Origin of the sequence: Croceivirga radicis (assembly GCF_002072105.2) — a bacterium.
GTDB lineage: Bacteria > Bacteroidota > Bacteroidia > Flavobacteriales > Flavobacteriaceae > Croceivirga > Croceivirga radicis.
This window is the reverse complement of record NZ_MTBC01000001.1, coordinates 235,058-253,310: the sequence shown is the minus strand read 5'-3', so window position 1 is coordinate 253,310 and position 18,253 is coordinate 235,058. Positions and strand designations below refer to the sequence as shown.

The window sequence follows — 18,253 nt, the reverse complement described above, 5'->3', positions numbered from 1 at the left end:
TACAGACTGCATATGATTAACAAAACTGTAAATTCCGTAGTGGAGGCCCTAGATGGTATCCAAGACGGGATGACGCTTATGTTGGGTGGTTTCGGTTTATGCGGAATTCCTGAAAATAGCATAGCGCATCTTGTAAAACTAAATGTCAAAAATCTTACCTGTATTTCCAATAATGCTGGGGTAGACGATTTTGGCCTTGGTTTATTGCTTCAAAAAAAACAGATTGATAAAATGGTTTCTTCCTATGTGGGAGAAAACGATGAATTTGAACGCCAGATGCTTTCTGGAGAATTAGAGGTGGAGCTTACGCCCCAAGGAACGTTAGCCGAAAAGTGTAGGGCTGCACAAGCAGGGATCCCCGCGTTTTATACCCCTGCTGGTTACGGTACAGAAGTGGCAGAAGGTAAAGAAACCAGAGAGTTTGACGGTAAAATGTACGTGATGGAAGAAGCGTACAAAGCAGATTTTGCTTTGGTTAAGGCATGGAAGGGAGACGAGGCCGGTAATTTAATATTTAAAGGTACGGCCCGTAATTTTAATCCAGTTATGTGTGGTGCCGCAAAAATTACCGTTGCAGAAGTAGAAGAGTTATTACCTGCAGGAAAATTAGACCCAAATGAGATTCATGTACCTGGTATTCTGGTGCAACGAATTTTTCAAGGAGAAGAGTTTGAAAAGCGAATAGAACAAAGAACCGTTAGACCTAGATAGTATGTTAGACAAGAATGGAATAGCTAAACGTATTGCAAAAGAGGTTAAAGACGGTTTCTACGTAAACCTTGGTATAGGTATCCCTACCTTGGTGGCCAATTTTGTACGAGATGATATTAGTGTAGAATTTCAAAGTGAGAACGGAGTCTTAGGTATGGGCCCTTTTCCTTTTGAGGGAGATGAAGATGCGGATGTTATCAATGCTGGTAAGCAGACCATAACCACCTTACCGGGCGCTTCTTTTTTTGATTCGGCCACTAGTTTTGCCATGATAAGGGGCAAACATGTTGATTTAACAATTTTAGGTGCTATGGAAGTTTCAGAAAAGGGTGACATCGCAAACTGGAAAATACCGGGCAAAATGGTAAAAGGTATGGGCGGTGCAATGGATTTGGTGGCCTCCGCGGATAATATTATAGTTGCAATGATGCATACCAATAAGGCTGGGCAATCTAAACTTTTAAAGAAGTGCACTTTACCGCTTACAGGAGTTGGTTGCGTTACCAAAATAGTTACCAATCTTGCCGTATTAGAAGTAGTGGCAGATGGTTTTAAGTTGTTAGAGCGTGCTCCTGGTGTTTCTGTAGAAGAAATTAAAACAGCAACAGAAGGTAATTTAATTGTAGAAGGAAGTATACCGGAAATGCAGTTGTAATTGGTTTTTTATGGTGTAATAGGCTTTAATTAGTTAAAAAGATGTATTTACAACAAGATTAAATGCATCTGCAACAAATTATTTTTTAAAAAATACTTATAGGTTAAGTTTGAAATGATTAAAAAAATTCCCAAATTAACCGTATAAAATATTTGTTCCCATGACTTCTAATTTTAACCAAGAATCTGTAGCCTTTGAAGAGGATATTCAGGTTTACCGAACTGATTTTTTCAGCGGATTTATGAGGTTGGTTAAAAAGCTCTTTATGTTATAAAAGCCACCAAAATTAAAGTTCCTAAAAAAATTATTGGCTCGAAATTCGTTTCGAGCTTTTTTTATGCCTTTTGTTTAACAAGTTCTAAATGTTGAGTAATTTGATGTAAACAACCGGCTAGGTTTTGTTGTATTTCTTTTTGCCAAAATCTAAAAACGGTATAGCCCATTTGGGTAAGTTGGCTATTTACTTCAAGGTCTCGCTGTATGTTCCGTTCTATTTTGGCAATCCAAAATTCCCTATTGGATTTCAGTTTTTGCTTGCGTGTTTTCCAATCCTTTCCATGCCAAAACTCGCCATCAATAAATATTACCGTTTTGTATTGTTTTAAAGCAATATCCGGCTTTCCAACAAGCTTTTTATAATCTATTCTATACCTATATCCTTTATGCCATAAAGCCTTTCTAAAAGCTAGTTCGGGCTTGGTGTTCTTACCTTTTATTTTGCCCATGTGTCTAGAACGTTCTGGTGTGGTATAAAAGCCATTGGCTTCATTGAAGCGTGGCACTTTAATAGGATGTTCCGTATAACCTGTCATGGTACTAAATTAAAAAACCCGAACTATTTTAATAGTTCGGGTTAATTGTATTATTAACTTAAAAGAGTTATCCTTTTACGCTAGCGGCCAAATATTCCCTATTCATCCTAGCTATGTTTTCCAAAGATATCCCTTTAGGACATTCTACTTCGCAGGCCCCAGTATTGGTACAGTTACCAAAACCTTCCAAATCCATTTGTCTTACCATGTTCATTACACGGTCTGTAGCTTCTACACGTCCTTGTGGTAATTGTGCAAACTGAGACACTTTAGCTGAGGTAAACAACATAGCGCTTGCATTTTTGCAAGCGGCTACGCAGGCGCCACATCCAATACAAGTAGCAGAATCCATTGCAGAATCTGCTGCATGCTTTTCTATAGGTATTGCATTGGCATCTACCGTATTTCCAGAGGTGTTTACAGAGATATATCCACCTGCCTGCTGTATACGGTCAAAAGAACTTCTATCTACGATTAAATCTTTAATAACCGGAAAAGCTTTTGCCCTAAATGGTTCAATAACAATAGTATCCCCATCATTAAATTTACGCATATGCAATTGGCAAGTAGTTACCAACCTATCTGGACCATGAGGTTCTCCATTAATTTGTAGCGAACATGTACCGCATATACCTTCTCTACAATCGTGATCAAATTCTACAGGCTCTTCACCTTTATTGATAAGATCTTCATTTAAGATATCCAACATTTCCAAAAAGGACATATCGCCTTCTACCCCGTCCAAGGTATAGTCTACCATCTGTCCTTTGGTACTGGCATCTTTTTGACGCCATATTTTTAGAAATAATTTCATAGCAATTTTATTTATAAGATCTTGTCTTTAATTCTATATTCTCGTACACCAAATCTTCTTTATGTAACTGGGCATCTTTAGGCTCGCCTTTGTATTCCCAAGCCGCTACATATTTAAAGTTTTCATCATCTCTTAATGCTTCTCCTTCTTCGGTTTGGTACTCTTCTCTAAAGTGACCGCCACAAGATTCATTTCTTTCTAAAGCATCTTTTGCAAACAACTCACCCAATTCCAAGAAATCTGCAACTCTACCTGCCTTTTCTAGTTCAGCGTTTTTAGCATTGATTTCACCTGGAATTCTTACGTTTTCCCAGAAGTCTTTTCTCAAGGCAGAAATCTCTTCTATAGCTTCTTTAAGGCCTTGTTCGTTACGAGCCATACCGCATTTGTTCCACATGATTTTACCCAATTTCTTGTGGTAGTAATCAACGGAATTTTGTCCTGATCCAGCTTTAAGTTTCTCTAAACGTTCACGTACGGCCTTTTCTGTTGCTTCAAATTCTGGTAAATCTGTTGGGATAGCTCCCGTTCTAATATCATTAGATAAATAATCTCCAATGGTATAAGGCAATACAAAATAACCATCTGCTAAACCTTGCATTAGGGCAGAAGCACCTAATCTGTTGGCACCGTGATCGCTAAAGTTAGCTTCACCCGCGGCATAACAACCCGGAATGGTGGTTTGCAAATTATAATCTACCCAAAGACCGCCCATGGTGTAATGCACCGCTGGGTAAATCATCATCGGAGTTTTATATGGATTCTCGTCAACGATTTTCTCGTACATCTGAAATAGGTTGCCATATTTGGCTTCCACAACTTCTTCTCCTAACTTAGTAATAGTTGCAGCATCTGGATTTTTAATACCAGAAGTCAACGCTTTTTCTTTACCGTAACGTTGTATAGCAGCTGCAAAATCTAAATATACTGCTTCGCCAGTTTTATTTACTCCAAAACCAGCATCGCAACGCTCTTTAGCAGCTCTAGAAGCAACATCTCTAGGTACAAGGTTACCAAATGCAGGATACCTTCTCTCTAAGTAATAGTCTCTATCTTCTTCTGCTAACTGTGTTGGCTTTAGTCTACCCTCACGTATAGCAATTGCATCTTCTTTTTTCTTTGGCACCCAAATTCTACCATCGTTTCTTAAAGACTCAGACATCAGAGTCAATTTAGACTGATGTTCTCCAGATACCGGAATACAGGTTGGGTGAATTTGCGTAAAACAAGGGTTGGCAAAGAAAGCTCCTCTACGGTGTGCTCTCCAAGCTGCCATTACATTGCTACCCATAGCATTGGTAGATAAAAAGAACACATTACCGTAACCACCAGTTGCTAATACCACTGCGTGTGCAGAATGCCTTTCTATTTCTCCAGTTACCAAATTTCTTGCTATGATACCTCTTGCTTTGCCGTCTACTAAAACCAAATCCATCATTTCATGACGAGTGTAAGACTTTATCTTGCCACGGTTAATTTGGCGATTCATGGCCGCGTAAGCACCTAACAATAATTGTTGTCCTGTTTGTCCTTTAGCGTAGAAAGTTCTAGATACCAATACACCACCAAAAGAACGGTTGTCTAACAAACCACCGTACTCACGTGCAAAAGGTACCCCTTGCGCCACACATTGGTCAATAATGTTGGCAGATTCTTCTGCCAAACGGTAAACATTTGCCTCCCTAGAACGGTAGTCACCCCCTTTAATGGTGTCATAGAACAAGCGATAAGGACTATCCCCATCACCTTGGTAATTTTTTGCTGCGTTAATACCACCTTGGGCGGCAATAGAGTGCGCGCGTCTTGGCGAATCTTGGTAGCAAAAAGTTTTTACATTATAACCAAGTTCTGCCAAAGTAGCTGCGGCAGAACCTCCGGCAAGACCAGTACCTACAACAATAACATCAATGTTACGCTTGTTGGCTGGGTTAACCAGATTAATATCATTTTTATGTTTTGTCCATTTTTCGGCCAACGGCCCAGATGGAATTTTGGAATCCAATACTCCCATATGATTAATGTGTTATTGGGTTAAGATGGTGGTAAATAGCAATAAAGGCAAAGCCCAATGGAATTACCACCGCAAATATTTTAGCAATTTTTTGAATAACCGGGCTGTACTTGTTGTTTACTCCCATAGACTGGAAAGAAGAAGCAAACCCGTGCCATAGGTGAAGACTAAGTAGTACAAAAGAAACTACATAAAGTAACGTTCTCCAAATTGGCGCAAATTTTTCAACTGTTTCCGCATGGTATCTTGTAGGGTCTTCCGCTTTAACTTCTACGTACTTGTAGGCCATCTCATGAACCCAAAAGTCATAAAAATGCAAGCCTAAGAAAGCTAATACCACTAAGCCCGTGTAAATCATGTTCCTAGACATCCAAGATGCGTTGGCGCCCCCGTTGTATTTAACGTAAGAAACCCCGCGGGCACTTTTATTCTGTGCTTCCAATATAAAGCCCATCACAAAGTGAATAACAACACCGGCAATCAAGATCGGTTGCAATACAAACTGCACTAAAGGGTTGTAACCCATAAAGTGAGACCACTGGTTAAAAGTTTCTGGCGCTATAACAGAAGTAAAATTGATGACAAAGTGTTGGGTAAGAAAAACCACAAGAAAAAGTCCAGAAAGGGCCATCACTAGCTTTCTGGCAATTGAAGATTTTATCAATCCACTCATTAGTTATTAGTTTTACTAGCAAATTTACGGCAGGATCAAGATTTTAACAAGCTTTAAACAACGCAAAACACCTTATTTAGAAACGTTTTAAGCTATTGTCGAAAACGTTTGATAATTTCTGCCAATTTTAGTTGCTGGCCTGTCTATAAATTGAACAAAGTGAGTTGTTAAACTTTATTTAATATAGGATTTACCCTGCCATTTGTTTTTTTTAAACGATATTGAATTTAATTTTACAACACATGATTATTTAGATGGATATAGCCATTCTTTCTGTTAGCTTACATGTGCACTCTACACGCAGATTAGTAGAGGAAGCACAGGCCGCCGGCCATTATGTAGAGTTAATAGACCATACCAAGTGTACCGTAAAACTTGGAGCAGAAAAGCCAAAAATATTTATAGAAGAAGACGTAACCCACGAGTTTGATGCCATAATTCCAAGAATTGGCACAAAGGTTACCAGACATGGCGCGGCTATAGTGCAACAGTTTGAAGATAATGGGGTGTTTACTACAGCTAGTGCGGTAGCTATTTCCAATGCAAGGAATAAGGTGCGTACCTTGCAATTATTGGCGCAACAAGGTTTGCCAATACCAGAAACTTTATTCTCTATTAATCCAAATAACATAGAGGAGCAACTCCGCTTATTGGGTGGGCCTCCAGTAATAATTAAGCTGCAAGAAGGTACTCAGGGTCTAGGTGTTATATTGGCAGAAAGCAAAAAATCTGCTAAATCCATCATAGACACTTTTTATAAAATGGATACCAGCATTTTGGTTCAAAAATTCATAGAAGAAGCAAACGGTACGGATATTCGAATAATAGTTGTAGGTAAAAAGGTTGTTGCTGGCATGAAACGTACTAGTGATATTGACGAATTTCGGTCTAATATTCATAGGGGAGGTATAGGAGAGCGGGTTGTTCTTACGCCAAGAGAAAAATATATTGCCTTGCAAGCCACCAAATTTTTAGGTTTGGGTGTAGCCGGGGTAGATTTAATTAGGTCTAGAAAAGGGCCCCTATTGTTAGAAGTAAACGCTTCTCCGGGTCTTAAAGGTATAGAGGCAGCTACGGATATTAACGTTTCTAAGCAGATAATACAGTACATAGAGAAAAATGTGGGAAGGAAAAGGTAATGCAGACCTAAAGCTAAACGGGCAAACTATTGTTCCCGGGGCACAGCAATTGGTAAAAATAGAGATAGCCAAACTCCCAACGGGTACAGTAATAGATTTACCAGTTCATGTTTTTAACGCATCAAAGAAAGGGCCGGTTGTTTTGTTGCAAGCTGGTTTGCATGGCGATGAAATTAATGGGGTAGAAGTTCTGCGAAAATTATTGGTAGACAAGAAAATAAAATTAAAAAGAGGTGCGCTGATTGTTGTACCAATACTTAACCTTTTTGGTTTTATTCACTTTTCTAGAGATGTGCCAGATGGTAAAGATGTCAATCGTAGTTTTCCTGGTAGTAACAAAGGCTCTTTGGCAAGTAGAATAGCCTATACCTATGCACAAGAGGTTTTACCATTGGCAGATATTGCTATTGATTTGCATACCGGAGGTGGACAACGTTATAATTATCCGCAGATACGCTATACGGCCGAAGATTTAGGAGGCAAAACCCTAGCGGAAGTTTTCAACGCACCATTTAATTTTCCGTCCAGTCTTATTAGAGGAAGTTTTAGGAATGAAGCCTTTAAGTTGGGCAAAACAGTGTTGGTCTATGAAGCAGGAGAAAGCATGCGTTTTAGTGCAGAAGCTATGCGGATAGCCAAAATGGGAATTTTAAACGTTTTAAATTATTTGCAAATGATAAAAACGAACGATGAACCACTAAAAACCAAAAGTATTGCTTTGACCAAAAGAAGATGGATACGTGCCCCAAGAGCAGGTATGTTTTTATCTGAAATTGCTAATGGTAGTAAAATTGAAAAAGGGCAGCCTTTAGGCTATATAACGGATACCAACGACCAAAAAATAAAAAGGATTAAAGCACCTTTTGATGGGTATGTCTTTTGTATTAACAACCAAGCGGTAGTTAATCAAGGTGATGCATTATACCACATTGGGCATTAAATTGTAGTATTGTTTTCTTCCAAAATTCGTTCTTGTGCCCAAGCAATGGCATCTTCTAAATTGGTAAATTGCCTAATGGCATTTTTAAAGAACATACGTTCTAAAACTACATTGGCATAGGTTGACTTGTTTTTTGCAACCACACCATAGCACTTTAAACTATGTCTGTTTTTGTAGAATTTTAGCCAGTCTTTAGGAACAATTTGATAACGGTTTATTCTGTTAGAAAGATAAACCACAGGTAATTTGTCAACATCATAAACTTCGTAAGCTGCTTCTATTACACGTTCTGCCATAACCCAATTAAAGGTTACCCCCTCTTTAATTTCAGATATAACAAGCTTATCAAAGAAGTAGAATTTTCCAAAATTATACTCCCTTATTTCTCTAATATTATTGAAAAAAGCGATGTCTGTCACCCTTTCCATAGGTTGTTCGTTTAAGATGGACTACAAACATACAACAGGACTATTAATTAAATCTTAAAAAATAGATGAAAACCACAAGAAAACACGATAAAAACCCCAGTAAACTATGGATTTAATCCAAAGCGATGCCAAAATATAGCCATTCCACAGGTTCTTTAAAAGGATTTTCTTGGCTATGCAGCTCTTTTGCTTCAATTGTTATACAATGCCCTTTTTCTAAAATATGATCTTCACCGTTTACTGTAAAAAGTGCTTTGCCTTGTTGTATATAAAATACCTCGGTCATGGTTTCATGACTATGCGGAGTAACTTTCTGTCCTGGCTTTAGGGTGGCAGATCCAAACATCATTAATTTGTGAATTTCCCCTTTACTTATGAGTACCTTTTTTTTTATATCTGGATCATGGGTAACACCAACCGCTTGTATCGTATTTTGGTCAACAATTTTCATTCTTCCATACTTTTTAATTGTATACCCAATGCTTTGGTAGAGAGTTGTACCTCTACAAAAGATAGAACCAAAGAAATCATCAAAAGAACTAGACTTACTCCAAAAATTATATTGGCCCAAACTACAAGTTCAATGTAAATTAGGAACATGGTCACCGCAGCTAACAGAAAACTTGCAATGGCTGTTGCCTGCATTCCTTTTATGATTTCTAAACGTTTCTTTAGAGATGAAATTTGTTTTTTTAAAGGAGATGCTTTTGTTTCAATAAACTGCCCATGCAATTGCCTTATTAATCCTGCTATTGCCAAATATCTTGCATTGTAAGCAAGCATGGTTAAAGAAATTGCAGGAAATAATAAGGCAGGTATGCTAAGGGTTAAATTCATTATTCTATTTTAAAATTCGTGCTTTTGGTGGCCCCGTTACCGCTAACCTCTATTATGTATTCGCCTTTGGGCAAATAGGTCTTGCCATTTTTGGCCGTTTCTAATTTTGTTTTGTTTTTAGATAGGTAGTTGGCCTTACCTTCCTTGTCAAAAGCAACATCATAGTGTAAGGTGTTAAAACCTTTATCGGCATTTAATTCTCCAGAGCTTACCACAATACCATCTGTAGTTTTAATCTTGGTTTTAAAAGTTGTTTCGGTATTGGTGTATAGGTCTACATTAAGGCCAGGTGTATTTGGGGTACCCCAAGAACTCCAGCTATTTCCCCATCTTCTAGAATGTTTTATATCAGCTACGTCAAAAAGTATTAAGCTTTCTCTATTAAGGTCAAAATCTACTTTTTGTAGGCTGGCAATATTTAATTTATAAATACTTCTACCATGAGTGCCAACTACTAAGTGTTTATCTCTTTTTTGTATCACAAGATCGTGAACGGCAACATTGGGTAGGCCGTTGGTTATGGATTGCCAATGGTTGCCAGCGTCTAAACTGGCATATAACCCATTATCTGTACCTACAAATAATAGACTTTCGTTTACAGGGTCTTCTACAATGGCGTTCACAGGAGATAAGGGTAGGGTTTCACCAATGTTTTTCCAGCTTACTCCATAATCGTCACTTACATAGATATAAGTGGTAAAATTATCCCAACGGTATCCGTTTAGAGTAGCATAAACTCGTTCTTTTTTATGTTTGGATGCCATAATTTCCGTTACCCAAAGATCTTTAGGCAAAGGGTTCGCCACATTGGTCCAGTTGGCACCACCATCTTTACTCACGTGTATTAATCCGTCGTCCGTACCTACGTACAATAAGCCGAACTGAAATGGGGATTCTGAAATTGTAGTAATAGTACCATAGGCCACATTCCCTTTTTTTCCGCCCCTTGTTAAATCGTCCGAAATGCTGGTCCAAGTTTCCCCCTTATCCATGGATCGGTGCAATTTGTTGCTTCCTAGATAAAGTATGTCCTGATTGTGATGCGAAAGTCTAATGGGGGTTTGCCAGTTAAAACGATAGGGCGCTTCTCCCAATTCGTGTTTTGGTTGAATGTATTTTCTGTCCCCAGTTTCTAGATTAAGACGAAAATAATTTCCAAATTGAAATCCGGTATAAACAATGTTGGTATTTCTTGCATCAATTTCTACTTGCATACCGTCACCGCCCATAAGCATTTCCCATGGGTTTTTACCAGATGCCAACCAATCATTATTGTTTTCTGAGGTATGCGGTGCTTTCCAAACGCCATTATCTTGTAATCCGCCATAAACGTTATAAGGTTGTTCATTGTCCACGGCTATAGCATAAAATTGCCCCACGCTTGGTGCGTTGTTTTTGCTCCATACCTTACCATCATTGTACGTTATGTTAATACCACCGTCGTTACCATTAATTAAATGCCCTGGCTTATTTGGGTTTATCCACAATGCATGGTGGTCAGAATGTACATTGTTCTTATCTATAGACTCAAACGTTTTACCACCGTCTTTTGATTGTATCAAAGGAACCCCTGCTAGATAGATAACATCTGGGTTATTTGGGTCTACATTTACTTGGGCAAAATAGTACCCGTAACTATAAAAAAGGTCGTCTATGTAGTCTGTGTTCGTTTTTACCCAAGTTTTACCTGCATTGGTGCTTTTATAGACTTCTGCGCCAATAACTGGAGTGTCAAACAAAAGGGAATTGGCATCCTCTAGGTATTTGGCTAAATCTATGGGTTCAACAACATCGTCTCTTACTAAAGCTTTTACGTTTTCTGCCCTATATTTTTCTTGAAATCCGTTAGTTTTTAAAAAGGTATTTAGCTTTTTATTGTCCAGTTTTAAAAAGTTACGCTTGTTCATGGTTTTAAAATCGTCTTTTACCAGTTTATCACCATCAACAACGGTTTTTAGCTCTTTTTCTCTTCGGTTTTGATTGTCCAATACCGCGTAAACTATAGAATCGTTATAAACCGAAAGACCAATTCTACCCACACCGTTACCCGTTGGGAAACCGCTATTGGCAGTGCTAATTAATTCCCAGTTTTCCCCGGCATCCGTGCTTTTATAAATTCCTGATCCGGTTCCGTTTCCGTCAAAATTCCAAGCTTTTCTGTCTTTTTGCCATGCGGCGGCATACAACACATTAAAATTGTTGCTGGCACTTGCTAGATCTATAATACCCGTTTGGTCATTAATAAATAGGGTTCTGTTCCATGTTTTACCCCCATCTTTTGTACTATAAACCCCTCTTTGGTCATTTGTGGAATATAGGTGTCCCGTAACACCAACTACCACATGGTTTGGATTGTTTGGGTTAATTAATATTCTACCTATATGATGACTATCCGCTAAACCGGCAAAATCCCAATTTTTACCGTTATCGGTTGTCTTTAATAGTCCAATACCGGCATAACTAGATCTAGAGGCATTGTTTTCTCCCGTGCCCACCCAAATAGTTCGGGTTGGCCAATGTACGGCAATATCCCCCAGATTTTGGGTTGGGGAATTATCCATTATTGGTGTAAAAGAAATACCATTATCCGTAGTATGCCAGAGTCCGCCAGAGGCGTATGCTACGTAAAATTCTGTTGGGTCTGCTGGGTTAACGGCCAAATCTACAACCCTGCCACTCATTATGGAAGGACCTATATTCTGTAATTTTAAATTCTTTAATAGTGAAGTGGAATCCAACTTTGCTTTTAGTTGTAATGCTTCAATTGTTTTTTCTTCTGAGGTTGATCTAAGTTGCGCTTGAACAAGCGTTGTTAAGAAAAGGGCGAAAAGCAAATAAAATCTGTTCATTTTTTCTGGTTGAATTAGTCTGTAGAAAGGTAGTAATAAGTCCGTTTAGCCGCAAGTAGGACAATGTTTTCGTTGTTTCTATTACTTTTTAAAATGTCATTGGTTTTTCTATGGGCCGGGCATTCCGTAATTTTGAAAAAACAGGATATATGAAATACCACCCAATAGACAGTAAGTTATTTGTAAAAAACAGAAAGAAATTCATGGCGCAAATGAAGCCTAAAAGCATTGCTGTTTTTAATGCTAATGACATTTATCCCATTGGGGCAGATAGCACCTTGCCGTTTGAGCAAGATCGAGATCTTTTTTACTTATCTGGAGCAGATCAAGAAGAAACTATTCTTGTACTTTTTCCAGATGCTTTAGACCCAAAGCATAAAGAGGTATTGTTTGTAAGGGAAACTAATGCGCATATTGCTATTTGGGAAGGAGAAAAATTAACAAAAGAAGCGGCCACAAAGGTCTCTGGAATACAAACTATATATTGGTTAACTGATTTTGACAAGGTGTTTTTTGATTTAATGACAGAGGCAGAAACCATCTATTTTAATACCAATGAACACTACAGGCAGGCAGTAGAGACACAAACACGTGAAGATCGTTTTGTAATAAAATGCAAAAAAGAATATCCTGCACATACCTACGCTAAGAGTAACCCAATTTTACAGAAGATAAGAGGGGTAAAAGAGCCAGAAGAAATTGAGATAATGCAGACGGCTTGTGATATAACCGAAAAAGGCTTTAAAAGGGTGCTTGGTTTTGTTAAGCCAGGCGTTTTTGAGTACGAAATTGAAGCAGAATTTCTACATGAATTTGTTAGAAATCGTTCTAAAGGATTTGCCTATAGCCCAATTATAGCATCTGGTAACAATGCCAACGTTCTACATTATCTGGAAAACAATAAAGAGTGTAAAGACGGCGATCTAATCTTAATGGATTTGGCAGCAGAGTATGCAAACTATTCTAGTGATATGACGCGTACAATACCGGTAAATGGTAGGTTTACCCAACGCCAGAGAGCGGTTTATGACGCGGTACTACGTGTTAAAGACATGGCTACTTCTATGTTGGTTCCGGGAACATTATGGGCAGAATACCACAAAGAAGTTGGTAAATTAATGACCGCTGAATTATTAGGGTTAGGTTTGTTGGATAAGGCAGATGTGCAAAACGAAAACCCAGATTGGCCAGCTTATAAAAAGTACTTTATGCACGGAACTAGCCATCATATTGGGTTAAACACACATGACTACGGTGCTTTAAAAACACCAATGGAGGCCAATATGGTATTTACGGTAGAACCGGGTATTTATATTCCAGAAGAAGGTTTTGGTATTCGTTTGGAAGATGATGTAGTGATTAAAGAAAGTGGAGCACCATTTAATTTAATGCGTAACATACCCATTCTAGCAGAAGAGATTGAAGAATGGATGAATTCCTAAAAAATATTTGAGGTTATAGTTTGCTAGAATAGTTAGGGTTAAGGCTAACTATTCTAGTTTAAAGAGCGTTTAATGTAATAAAGGTTTGTAGCTAAAAAGGTAAGTGTAGCAGGTAAAATCCAACCCATTTGATATTTAGCAAGTGGCAGCCAATTAAAGGTGTTTTGGCTCAATACCGTAAAACCCAAAGAATTTAAAAAATCTGGTATACTAAATAGTAAGGTTGTGCCTACCACCCATCTAAAAACCAATTTACTACCATATTTTTCGGGCACCGAGTTTAGGAGTATTAAGATAATGGTTAATGGGTATATAAACATTAATGAGGGTATGGCAACCGCAATTATAAAGTCTACCTTAAATTGACCTATAAGAATACCAAGCAAGCTACATATTCCGGCTGTTAGAACGTAGGCATAGTTTGAGTTGTTAAAACGGCCTCTTATAAAATCTGCCGTACCGGTTACTATGCCTACTGCCGTTGTAAAACAGGCAAGGCTTACCAGTATACTTAAAAATAGCGAGCCACTTTTGCCCAATGTTAATAAGCTTATTCCTTTTAATAAACTGGTACGGTCAATAGACGACTCAAATTCTGGCTGTACCAATGCACCTGTTAAAATAAGACCGGCATAGATGAGTGCTAAACCTAAACCAGCAATTACGCCAGCTCTTGCTATTAATTTCTTTTTTTGACTATATGCTAAATGTTTATAATCAAAATTGATTGAAATTATAATAACGCCGCCTACAACAACAGCAGCAATAGCATCAAAGGTTTGGTATCCCTCAAGAAAACCATGGCTTAACGCGTGTGTATATACTTGTTTGGCGTTAAAATCTAACGGAAAATTAAAAATAGCCATAACTATTAAGCCAAACAAAATCAATAATATGGTTGGTGTTAAGAATTTACCAATAATACCTAATACCTTAGAGCGATTAATGGCAAATAAAAAAACCAATAAAAAGTAGACACAGCTTGTTATCCAGGACGAAACATCCCACACTGGTAGAATACCAATTTCATGTGTTACCGCGGCAGTTCTTGGTGCCGGTAACAAAACAGCAATGGCATAAATTAGGTAGCAATAAATTATACTGAAAAGAGGAGAAACTTTTTTGGCCACATCAAATAAGGTGCCTTGTAATCTTGCATGGGCCCATATTCCCAGAATAGGAATAATTACACCTGTTACAACAAATCCAATTGTAACCAACCACCAATCCCTACTTGCATTTAAACCTAAAAATGGAGGTAATATTAGGTTGCCAGCACCAAAAAAAAGGGAAAATAGGGCAAAACCGACTAGGAAAGTGTCTTTTTTACGTAACATTCTAGGCTATTTGTTTGCATAGCTACAACTTATTTGTAAATTGAATGCGTAACGCTTAACGATTTTTTGGTGTATTTGGTCGAAAAAACGCCGTTTATCGATTTTTTAGTGAAAATCCGAGAACACGGTATACTAAACCAATTAGGCGTGACGTTGCTATTTTATAGACAGCAAGTTATTAACAATTGTTGATAATTATGTTTCTAGCCAAACTAAACTTAATAAAGTAAAACGCATATCAAGCCCCAAGCTTACGTGCCCCAAAAACCTAGTTTATGAGTCAAACTATTACCCCAACAGGTAGCAAAATCACTGGTTTGTTCTGTAGCTTATTCGGACATCACTTTGTTGTTTCTAAGAAGGTGACCCACCACATTAAAGAATACAAATGTATTCATTGCCAAACGCAAGTTACCACGGACGAACGTGGAAAATTAACTGCGTTAACAGATAAGCTAAAAGAAATTAACAAGACCCTAGAGGAAATGTACCAAAAAAGAAATCGTCGTGCTTCTAGAAAAAGAATAGAGCGTAAACGAGTTGCTTAATTTTCAAACGAGTTCCAACCTTGAGCTTTTAACGGAATTTGAGAGCCATCTCTGGCAATTAAATGTTGTCCGTTGCTTTTATCGGTCATATGGCCAATTACCGTGAGGTTTGGGTTTGCTTTAATCTTTGGAAAATCTTTTTGGTCTACAGTGAATAGAAGCTCATAGTCTTCTCCTCCACTTAGGGCAATCATGGTGCCGTCCATTTTAAATTCTTCTGCAGCACTAATTACTGTTGGGTCTAAGGGAATTTTGTCTTCAAATAAATTACATCCTACTTTACTTGCTTTGCAGATATGAAGTATTTCAGAAGATAGGCCATCGCTTATATCTATCATTGCCGTTGGGGTAACATCTAGCTTTTCCAACAATTCTATGATATCCTTTCTCGCTTCTGGCTTTAATTGCCTCTCTACAATGTAGCTATAAGGTTCTAAATCTGGTTGGTTATTAGGGTTAACCTTAAAAACCTCTTTTTCTCGTTCTAGCACTTGTAAGCCAAGATAGGCCCCGCCCAAATCGCCAGAAACAACCAATAAATCATTTTCTTTAGCACCAGATCGTTGGGTTATCTTTTCGGTTACGGCCGCACCCAAAGCTGTTATGCTAATTAGCATGCCTTTGGTAGAGGAGGTGGTATCGCCACCAATTAAATCAACATTATAAATCTTACAAGCCGTGGCAACGCCATCATAAAATTCCTCTAGTGCTTCTAGCGGAAAACGATTAGATACGGCTATTGAAACTGTTATTTGTTTTGCCGTGGCATTCATGGCATATACATCGGATAGGTTAACCATAACCGCTTTGTAGCCCAAATGCTTTAAAGGCATGTAGCTAAGGTCAAAATGTACGCCTTCTACCAACAAATCTGTGGTTACCACCATTTTTTCTTGGTTATAATCCAATATGGCGGCATCATCACCAATTCCTTTTACGGTAGATTTGTGTTTAATTTCAAAGTTTTTGGTTAAGTGGTCTATTAAGCCAAATTCTCCTAATTCCTCTAACTTGGTCCTGGGTGTGTTTTTGTCTTCTAGCATGCTGCAAAAGTAGGAGGAATTATCCAAAACAAGTTTTTAAAAAAATGCCAAAAATTAAATGCCTTTAACTTTGTTGGCCTTGTCTTTAGACCCATAGAAAACCCTTATGGAAATATTCGTTATAATAATGTTATGAATCCTGTTAAAATGCGTCTTAACCACTATATTTGTAAGCTATTTATAATTAATCTAATTGTAACATGATCAAAGTATCAGATACTGCAAAGGCAAAAGTTGCCGCATTGATGTCAGAGGAAGGCTTTGAAGCTGGTTCGGACTACGTACGTGTTGGGGTAAAGAGTGGTGGTTGTAGTGGATTGTCCTATGAACTAAAATTTGACCATAGCGTAGGAGACACCGATAAGGTGTTTGAAGATAATGACATAAAAATTGTGGTAGATAAAAAGAGTTTTTTATACTTGGTGGGTACCACATTAGAATATTCTGGAGGCTTAAATGGTAAAGGCTTTGTTTTTAACAATCCCAATGCCCAGAGAACCTGTGGTTGTGGTGAAAGCTTTTCACTTTAAATCCAGATAAATACCAAAAAGAGAACAGTAAGATTGTTATGGCGTATACAGAAGAGGAATTAAAAAAAGAATTAGAAACCAAGGAGTATGAATATGGTTTCTATACAGACATAGAATCTGAAACCTTTCCTAAAGGGTTGAATGAGGAAGTGGTTGTTGCGCTTTCTAAAAAGAAGAATGAGCCAGATTGGATGACGCAATGGCGTTTAGAGGCTTTTAAAATCTGGAAACAGATGGAAGAGCCAGAGTGGGCCAATGTGCATTATGAAAAACCCGATTTTCAAGATATATCATACTACTCCGCACCAAACAAGAAGCCAAAGTACGAAAGTCTAGATGAGGTAGATCCAGAATTGCTAGACACCTTTAAACGCTTGGGGATTTCTTTAGATGAGCAAAAAAAATTAGCTGGTGTGGCGGTAGATGTTGTTATGGATTCTGTTTCCGTGGCTACAACGTTTAAAAAGACATTAGCAGAAAAAGGAATTATATTCTGTTCTATTTCTGAAGCTATACAAGAGCACCCAGAATTGGTAAGAAAACACATAGGTTCCGTGGTGCCGCAAAAAGATAACTTTTATGCCGCATTAAACTCTGCCGTTTTTTCTGATGGCAGCTTTTGTTACATTCCAAAAGGCGTGCGTTGCCCAATGGAATTATCTACCTATTTTAGAATTAACCAAGCAGGTACCGGCCAGTTTGAGCGTACTTTGGTGGTTGCCGACGAAGGAAGTTATGTAAGCTATTTAGAAGGATGTACCGCACCTTCTAGAGATGAAAATCAATTGCACGCTGCCGTTGTGGAGCTTATTGCCCTAGACGATGCAGAAATTAAATATAGCACCGTACAAAACTGGTTCCCTGGAGATAAGGAAGGTAAAGGTGGTGTATTCAACTTTGTGACCAAAAGAGGACTTTGCGAAAAAAATGCAAAAATCTCTTGGACACAGGTAGAAACAGGTTCTGCGGTAACGTGGAAGTATCCATCGTGTATTCTAAAAGGCGATAATTCAATCGGGGAGTTTTATTCTATAGCCGTAACCAACAACTATCAGCAAGCAGATACTGGTACTAAAATGGTTCACTTGGGTAAAAACACCAAGAGTACTATAATCTCTAAAGGTATTTCTGCCGGTAAATCCCAGAATAGTTATCGTGGTTTGGTGCAAGTGAACAGTAGGGCAGAAAATGCGCGTAACTTTTCGCAGTGCGATTCTTTGTTGATGGGTAATGAGTGTGGGGCGCATACCTTTCCTTACATAGAAACCAAAAACAAATCGGCACAAATAGAGCACGAGGCCACGACCAGTAAAATTGGTGAAGACCAAATTTTCTATTGCAACCAACGTGGTATAGACACAGAAAAGGCAATTGCACTTATTGTTAATGGCTTTAGTAAAGAGGTGTTGAACAAATTACCAATGGAGTTTGCCGTGGAGGCACAGAAGTTATTAGAAATTAGTTTAGAAGGATCAGTAGGATAA

General features: G+C 38.2%; 18 protein-coding genes. 8 read left to right on the top strand and 10 right to left on the bottom strand.

Annotated features, from left to right (window positions below; genetic code table 11):
- The first annotated feature begins 12 nt into the window (after nt 1-12).
- The gene (locus BUL40_RS01165; RefSeq protein WP_080317747.1) at nt 13-711 is read left to right on the top strand and encodes a CoA transferase subunit A; all 699 of its coding nucleotides are present in this window, start codon (nt 13-15) and stop codon (nt 709-711) included.
- A 1-nt stretch (nt 712) separates the two neighbouring features.
- The gene (locus BUL40_RS01160) at nt 713-1,366 is read left to right on the top strand and encodes a CoA transferase subunit B (protein WP_080317746.1); all 654 of its coding nucleotides are present in this window, start codon (nt 713-715) and stop codon (nt 1,364-1,366) included.
- A 335-nt stretch (nt 1,367-1,701) separates the two neighbouring features.
- Here BUL40_RS01160 and BUL40_RS01155 read toward each other — a convergent pair whose 3' ends face one another.
- From BUL40_RS01155 to BUL40_RS01140, 4 genes are all read right to left on the bottom strand, one after another.
- Nucleotides 1,702-2,178 (bottom strand): very short patch repair endonuclease, encoded by a 477-nt coding sequence (locus tag BUL40_RS01155; RefSeq protein WP_080317745.1) that lies wholly within the window; start codon nt 2,176-2,178, stop codon nt 1,702-1,704.
- A 67-nt stretch (nt 2,179-2,245) separates the two neighbouring features.
- Complete coding sequence (locus BUL40_RS01150; protein ID WP_010516181.1) at nt 2,246-2,992, bottom strand: succinate dehydrogenase/fumarate reductase iron-sulfur subunit; 747 nt, start codon at nt 2,990-2,992, stop codon at nt 2,246-2,248.
- Nucleotides 2,993-2,999: 7 nt separating this feature from the next.
- Nucleotides 3,000-5,003, bottom strand: a complete 2,004-nt coding sequence (locus BUL40_RS01145) for a fumarate reductase/succinate dehydrogenase flavoprotein subunit (RefSeq protein ID WP_080317744.1) — start codon at nt 5,001-5,003, stop codon at nt 3,000-3,002.
- A 4-nt stretch (nt 5,004-5,007) separates the two neighbouring features.
- A complete protein-coding gene (locus tag BUL40_RS01140) occupies nt 5,008-5,676 on the bottom strand; it encodes a succinate dehydrogenase cytochrome b subunit (protein WP_080317743.1) in 669 nt (222 codons plus the stop codon).
- Nucleotides 5,677-5,930: 254 nt separating this feature from the next.
- Here BUL40_RS01140 and BUL40_RS01135 point away from each other — a divergent pair, with 254 nt between their 5' ends.
- Both BUL40_RS01135 and BUL40_RS01130 read left to right on the top strand, forming a co-directional pair.
- Entirely contained in the window at nt 5,931-6,815 is an 885-nt protein-coding gene (locus tag BUL40_RS01135) for a RimK family alpha-L-glutamate ligase (protein WP_080317742.1), read from the top strand.
- Entirely contained in the window at nt 6,796-7,755 is a 960-nt protein-coding gene (locus BUL40_RS01130) for a succinylglutamate desuccinylase/aspartoacylase family protein (protein ID WP_080317741.1), read from the top strand. The genes BUL40_RS01135 and BUL40_RS01130 overlap by 20 nt, the downstream gene beginning before the upstream one ends.
- Here the strand turns inward: BUL40_RS01130 and BUL40_RS01125 are convergent.
- The 4 genes from BUL40_RS01125 to BUL40_RS01110 form a co-directional block, all read right to left on the bottom strand.
- Nucleotides 7,752-8,183, bottom strand: a complete 432-nt coding sequence (locus tag BUL40_RS01125; protein WP_010516171.1) for a hypothetical protein — start codon at nt 8,181-8,183, stop codon at nt 7,752-7,754. The genes BUL40_RS01130 and BUL40_RS01125 overlap by 4 nt on opposite strands.
- A gap of 112 nt (nt 8,184-8,295) precedes the next feature.
- Complete coding sequence (locus BUL40_RS01120) at nt 8,296-8,634, bottom strand: cupin domain-containing protein (protein ID WP_080317740.1); 339 nt, start codon at nt 8,632-8,634, stop codon at nt 8,296-8,298.
- Nucleotides 8,631-9,020, bottom strand: a complete 390-nt coding sequence (locus BUL40_RS01115) for a DUF2721 domain-containing protein (protein ID WP_080317739.1) — start codon at nt 9,018-9,020, stop codon at nt 8,631-8,633. Before BUL40_RS01115 ends, BUL40_RS01120 begins: the two co-directional genes overlap by 4 nt.
- Nucleotides 9,020-11,869, bottom strand: coding sequence for a WD40/YVTN/BNR-like repeat-containing protein (locus BUL40_RS01110; protein ID WP_080317738.1), 2,850 nt, complete (start codon nt 11,867-11,869; stop codon nt 9,020-9,022). The genes BUL40_RS01115 and BUL40_RS01110 overlap by 1 nt, the downstream gene beginning before the upstream one ends.
- A gap of 149 nt (nt 11,870-12,018) precedes the next feature.
- On the opposite strand from BUL40_RS01110, the gene BUL40_RS01105 reads away from it, so the two are divergent.
- Nucleotides 12,019-13,311, top strand: a complete 1,293-nt coding sequence (locus BUL40_RS01105; protein ID WP_080318011.1) for an aminopeptidase P N-terminal domain-containing protein — start codon at nt 12,019-12,021, stop codon at nt 13,309-13,311.
- A 53-nt stretch (nt 13,312-13,364) separates the two neighbouring features.
- Here the strand turns inward: BUL40_RS01105 and brnQ are convergent, their stop codons facing one another.
- On the bottom strand, nt 13,365-14,648 hold the full coding sequence (brnQ, locus tag BUL40_RS01100; RefSeq protein ID WP_080317737.1) for a branched-chain amino acid transport system II carrier protein: 1,284 nt from the start codon (nt 14,646-14,648) through the stop codon (nt 13,365-13,367).
- Between the two features lie 275 nt (nt 14,649-14,923).
- Here brnQ and BUL40_RS01095 point away from each other — a divergent pair, with 275 nt between their 5' ends.
- Nucleotides 14,924-15,196, top strand: a complete 273-nt coding sequence (locus BUL40_RS01095; RefSeq protein WP_080317736.1) for a hypothetical protein — start codon at nt 14,924-14,926, stop codon at nt 15,194-15,196.
- Here BUL40_RS01095 and thiL read toward each other — a convergent pair.
- Nucleotides 15,193-16,239, bottom strand: a complete 1,047-nt coding sequence (gene thiL, locus BUL40_RS01090) for a thiamine-phosphate kinase (protein WP_080317735.1) — start codon at nt 16,237-16,239, stop codon at nt 15,193-15,195. The genes BUL40_RS01095 and thiL overlap by 4 nt on opposite strands.
- Nucleotides 16,240-16,439: 200 nt before the next feature.
- Between thiL and BUL40_RS01085 the strand changes: the two genes are divergently transcribed.
- Together BUL40_RS01085 and sufB are read left to right on the top strand one after the other, a co-directional pair.
- A complete protein-coding gene (locus BUL40_RS01085; RefSeq protein WP_010516161.1) occupies nt 16,440-16,769 on the top strand; it encodes a HesB/IscA family protein in 330 nt (109 codons plus the stop codon).
- A gap of 38 nt (nt 16,770-16,807) precedes the next feature.
- Nucleotides 16,808-18,253, top strand: a complete 1,446-nt coding sequence (gene sufB / locus BUL40_RS01080) for a Fe-S cluster assembly protein SufB (protein ID WP_010516160.1) — start codon at nt 16,808-16,810, stop codon at nt 18,251-18,253.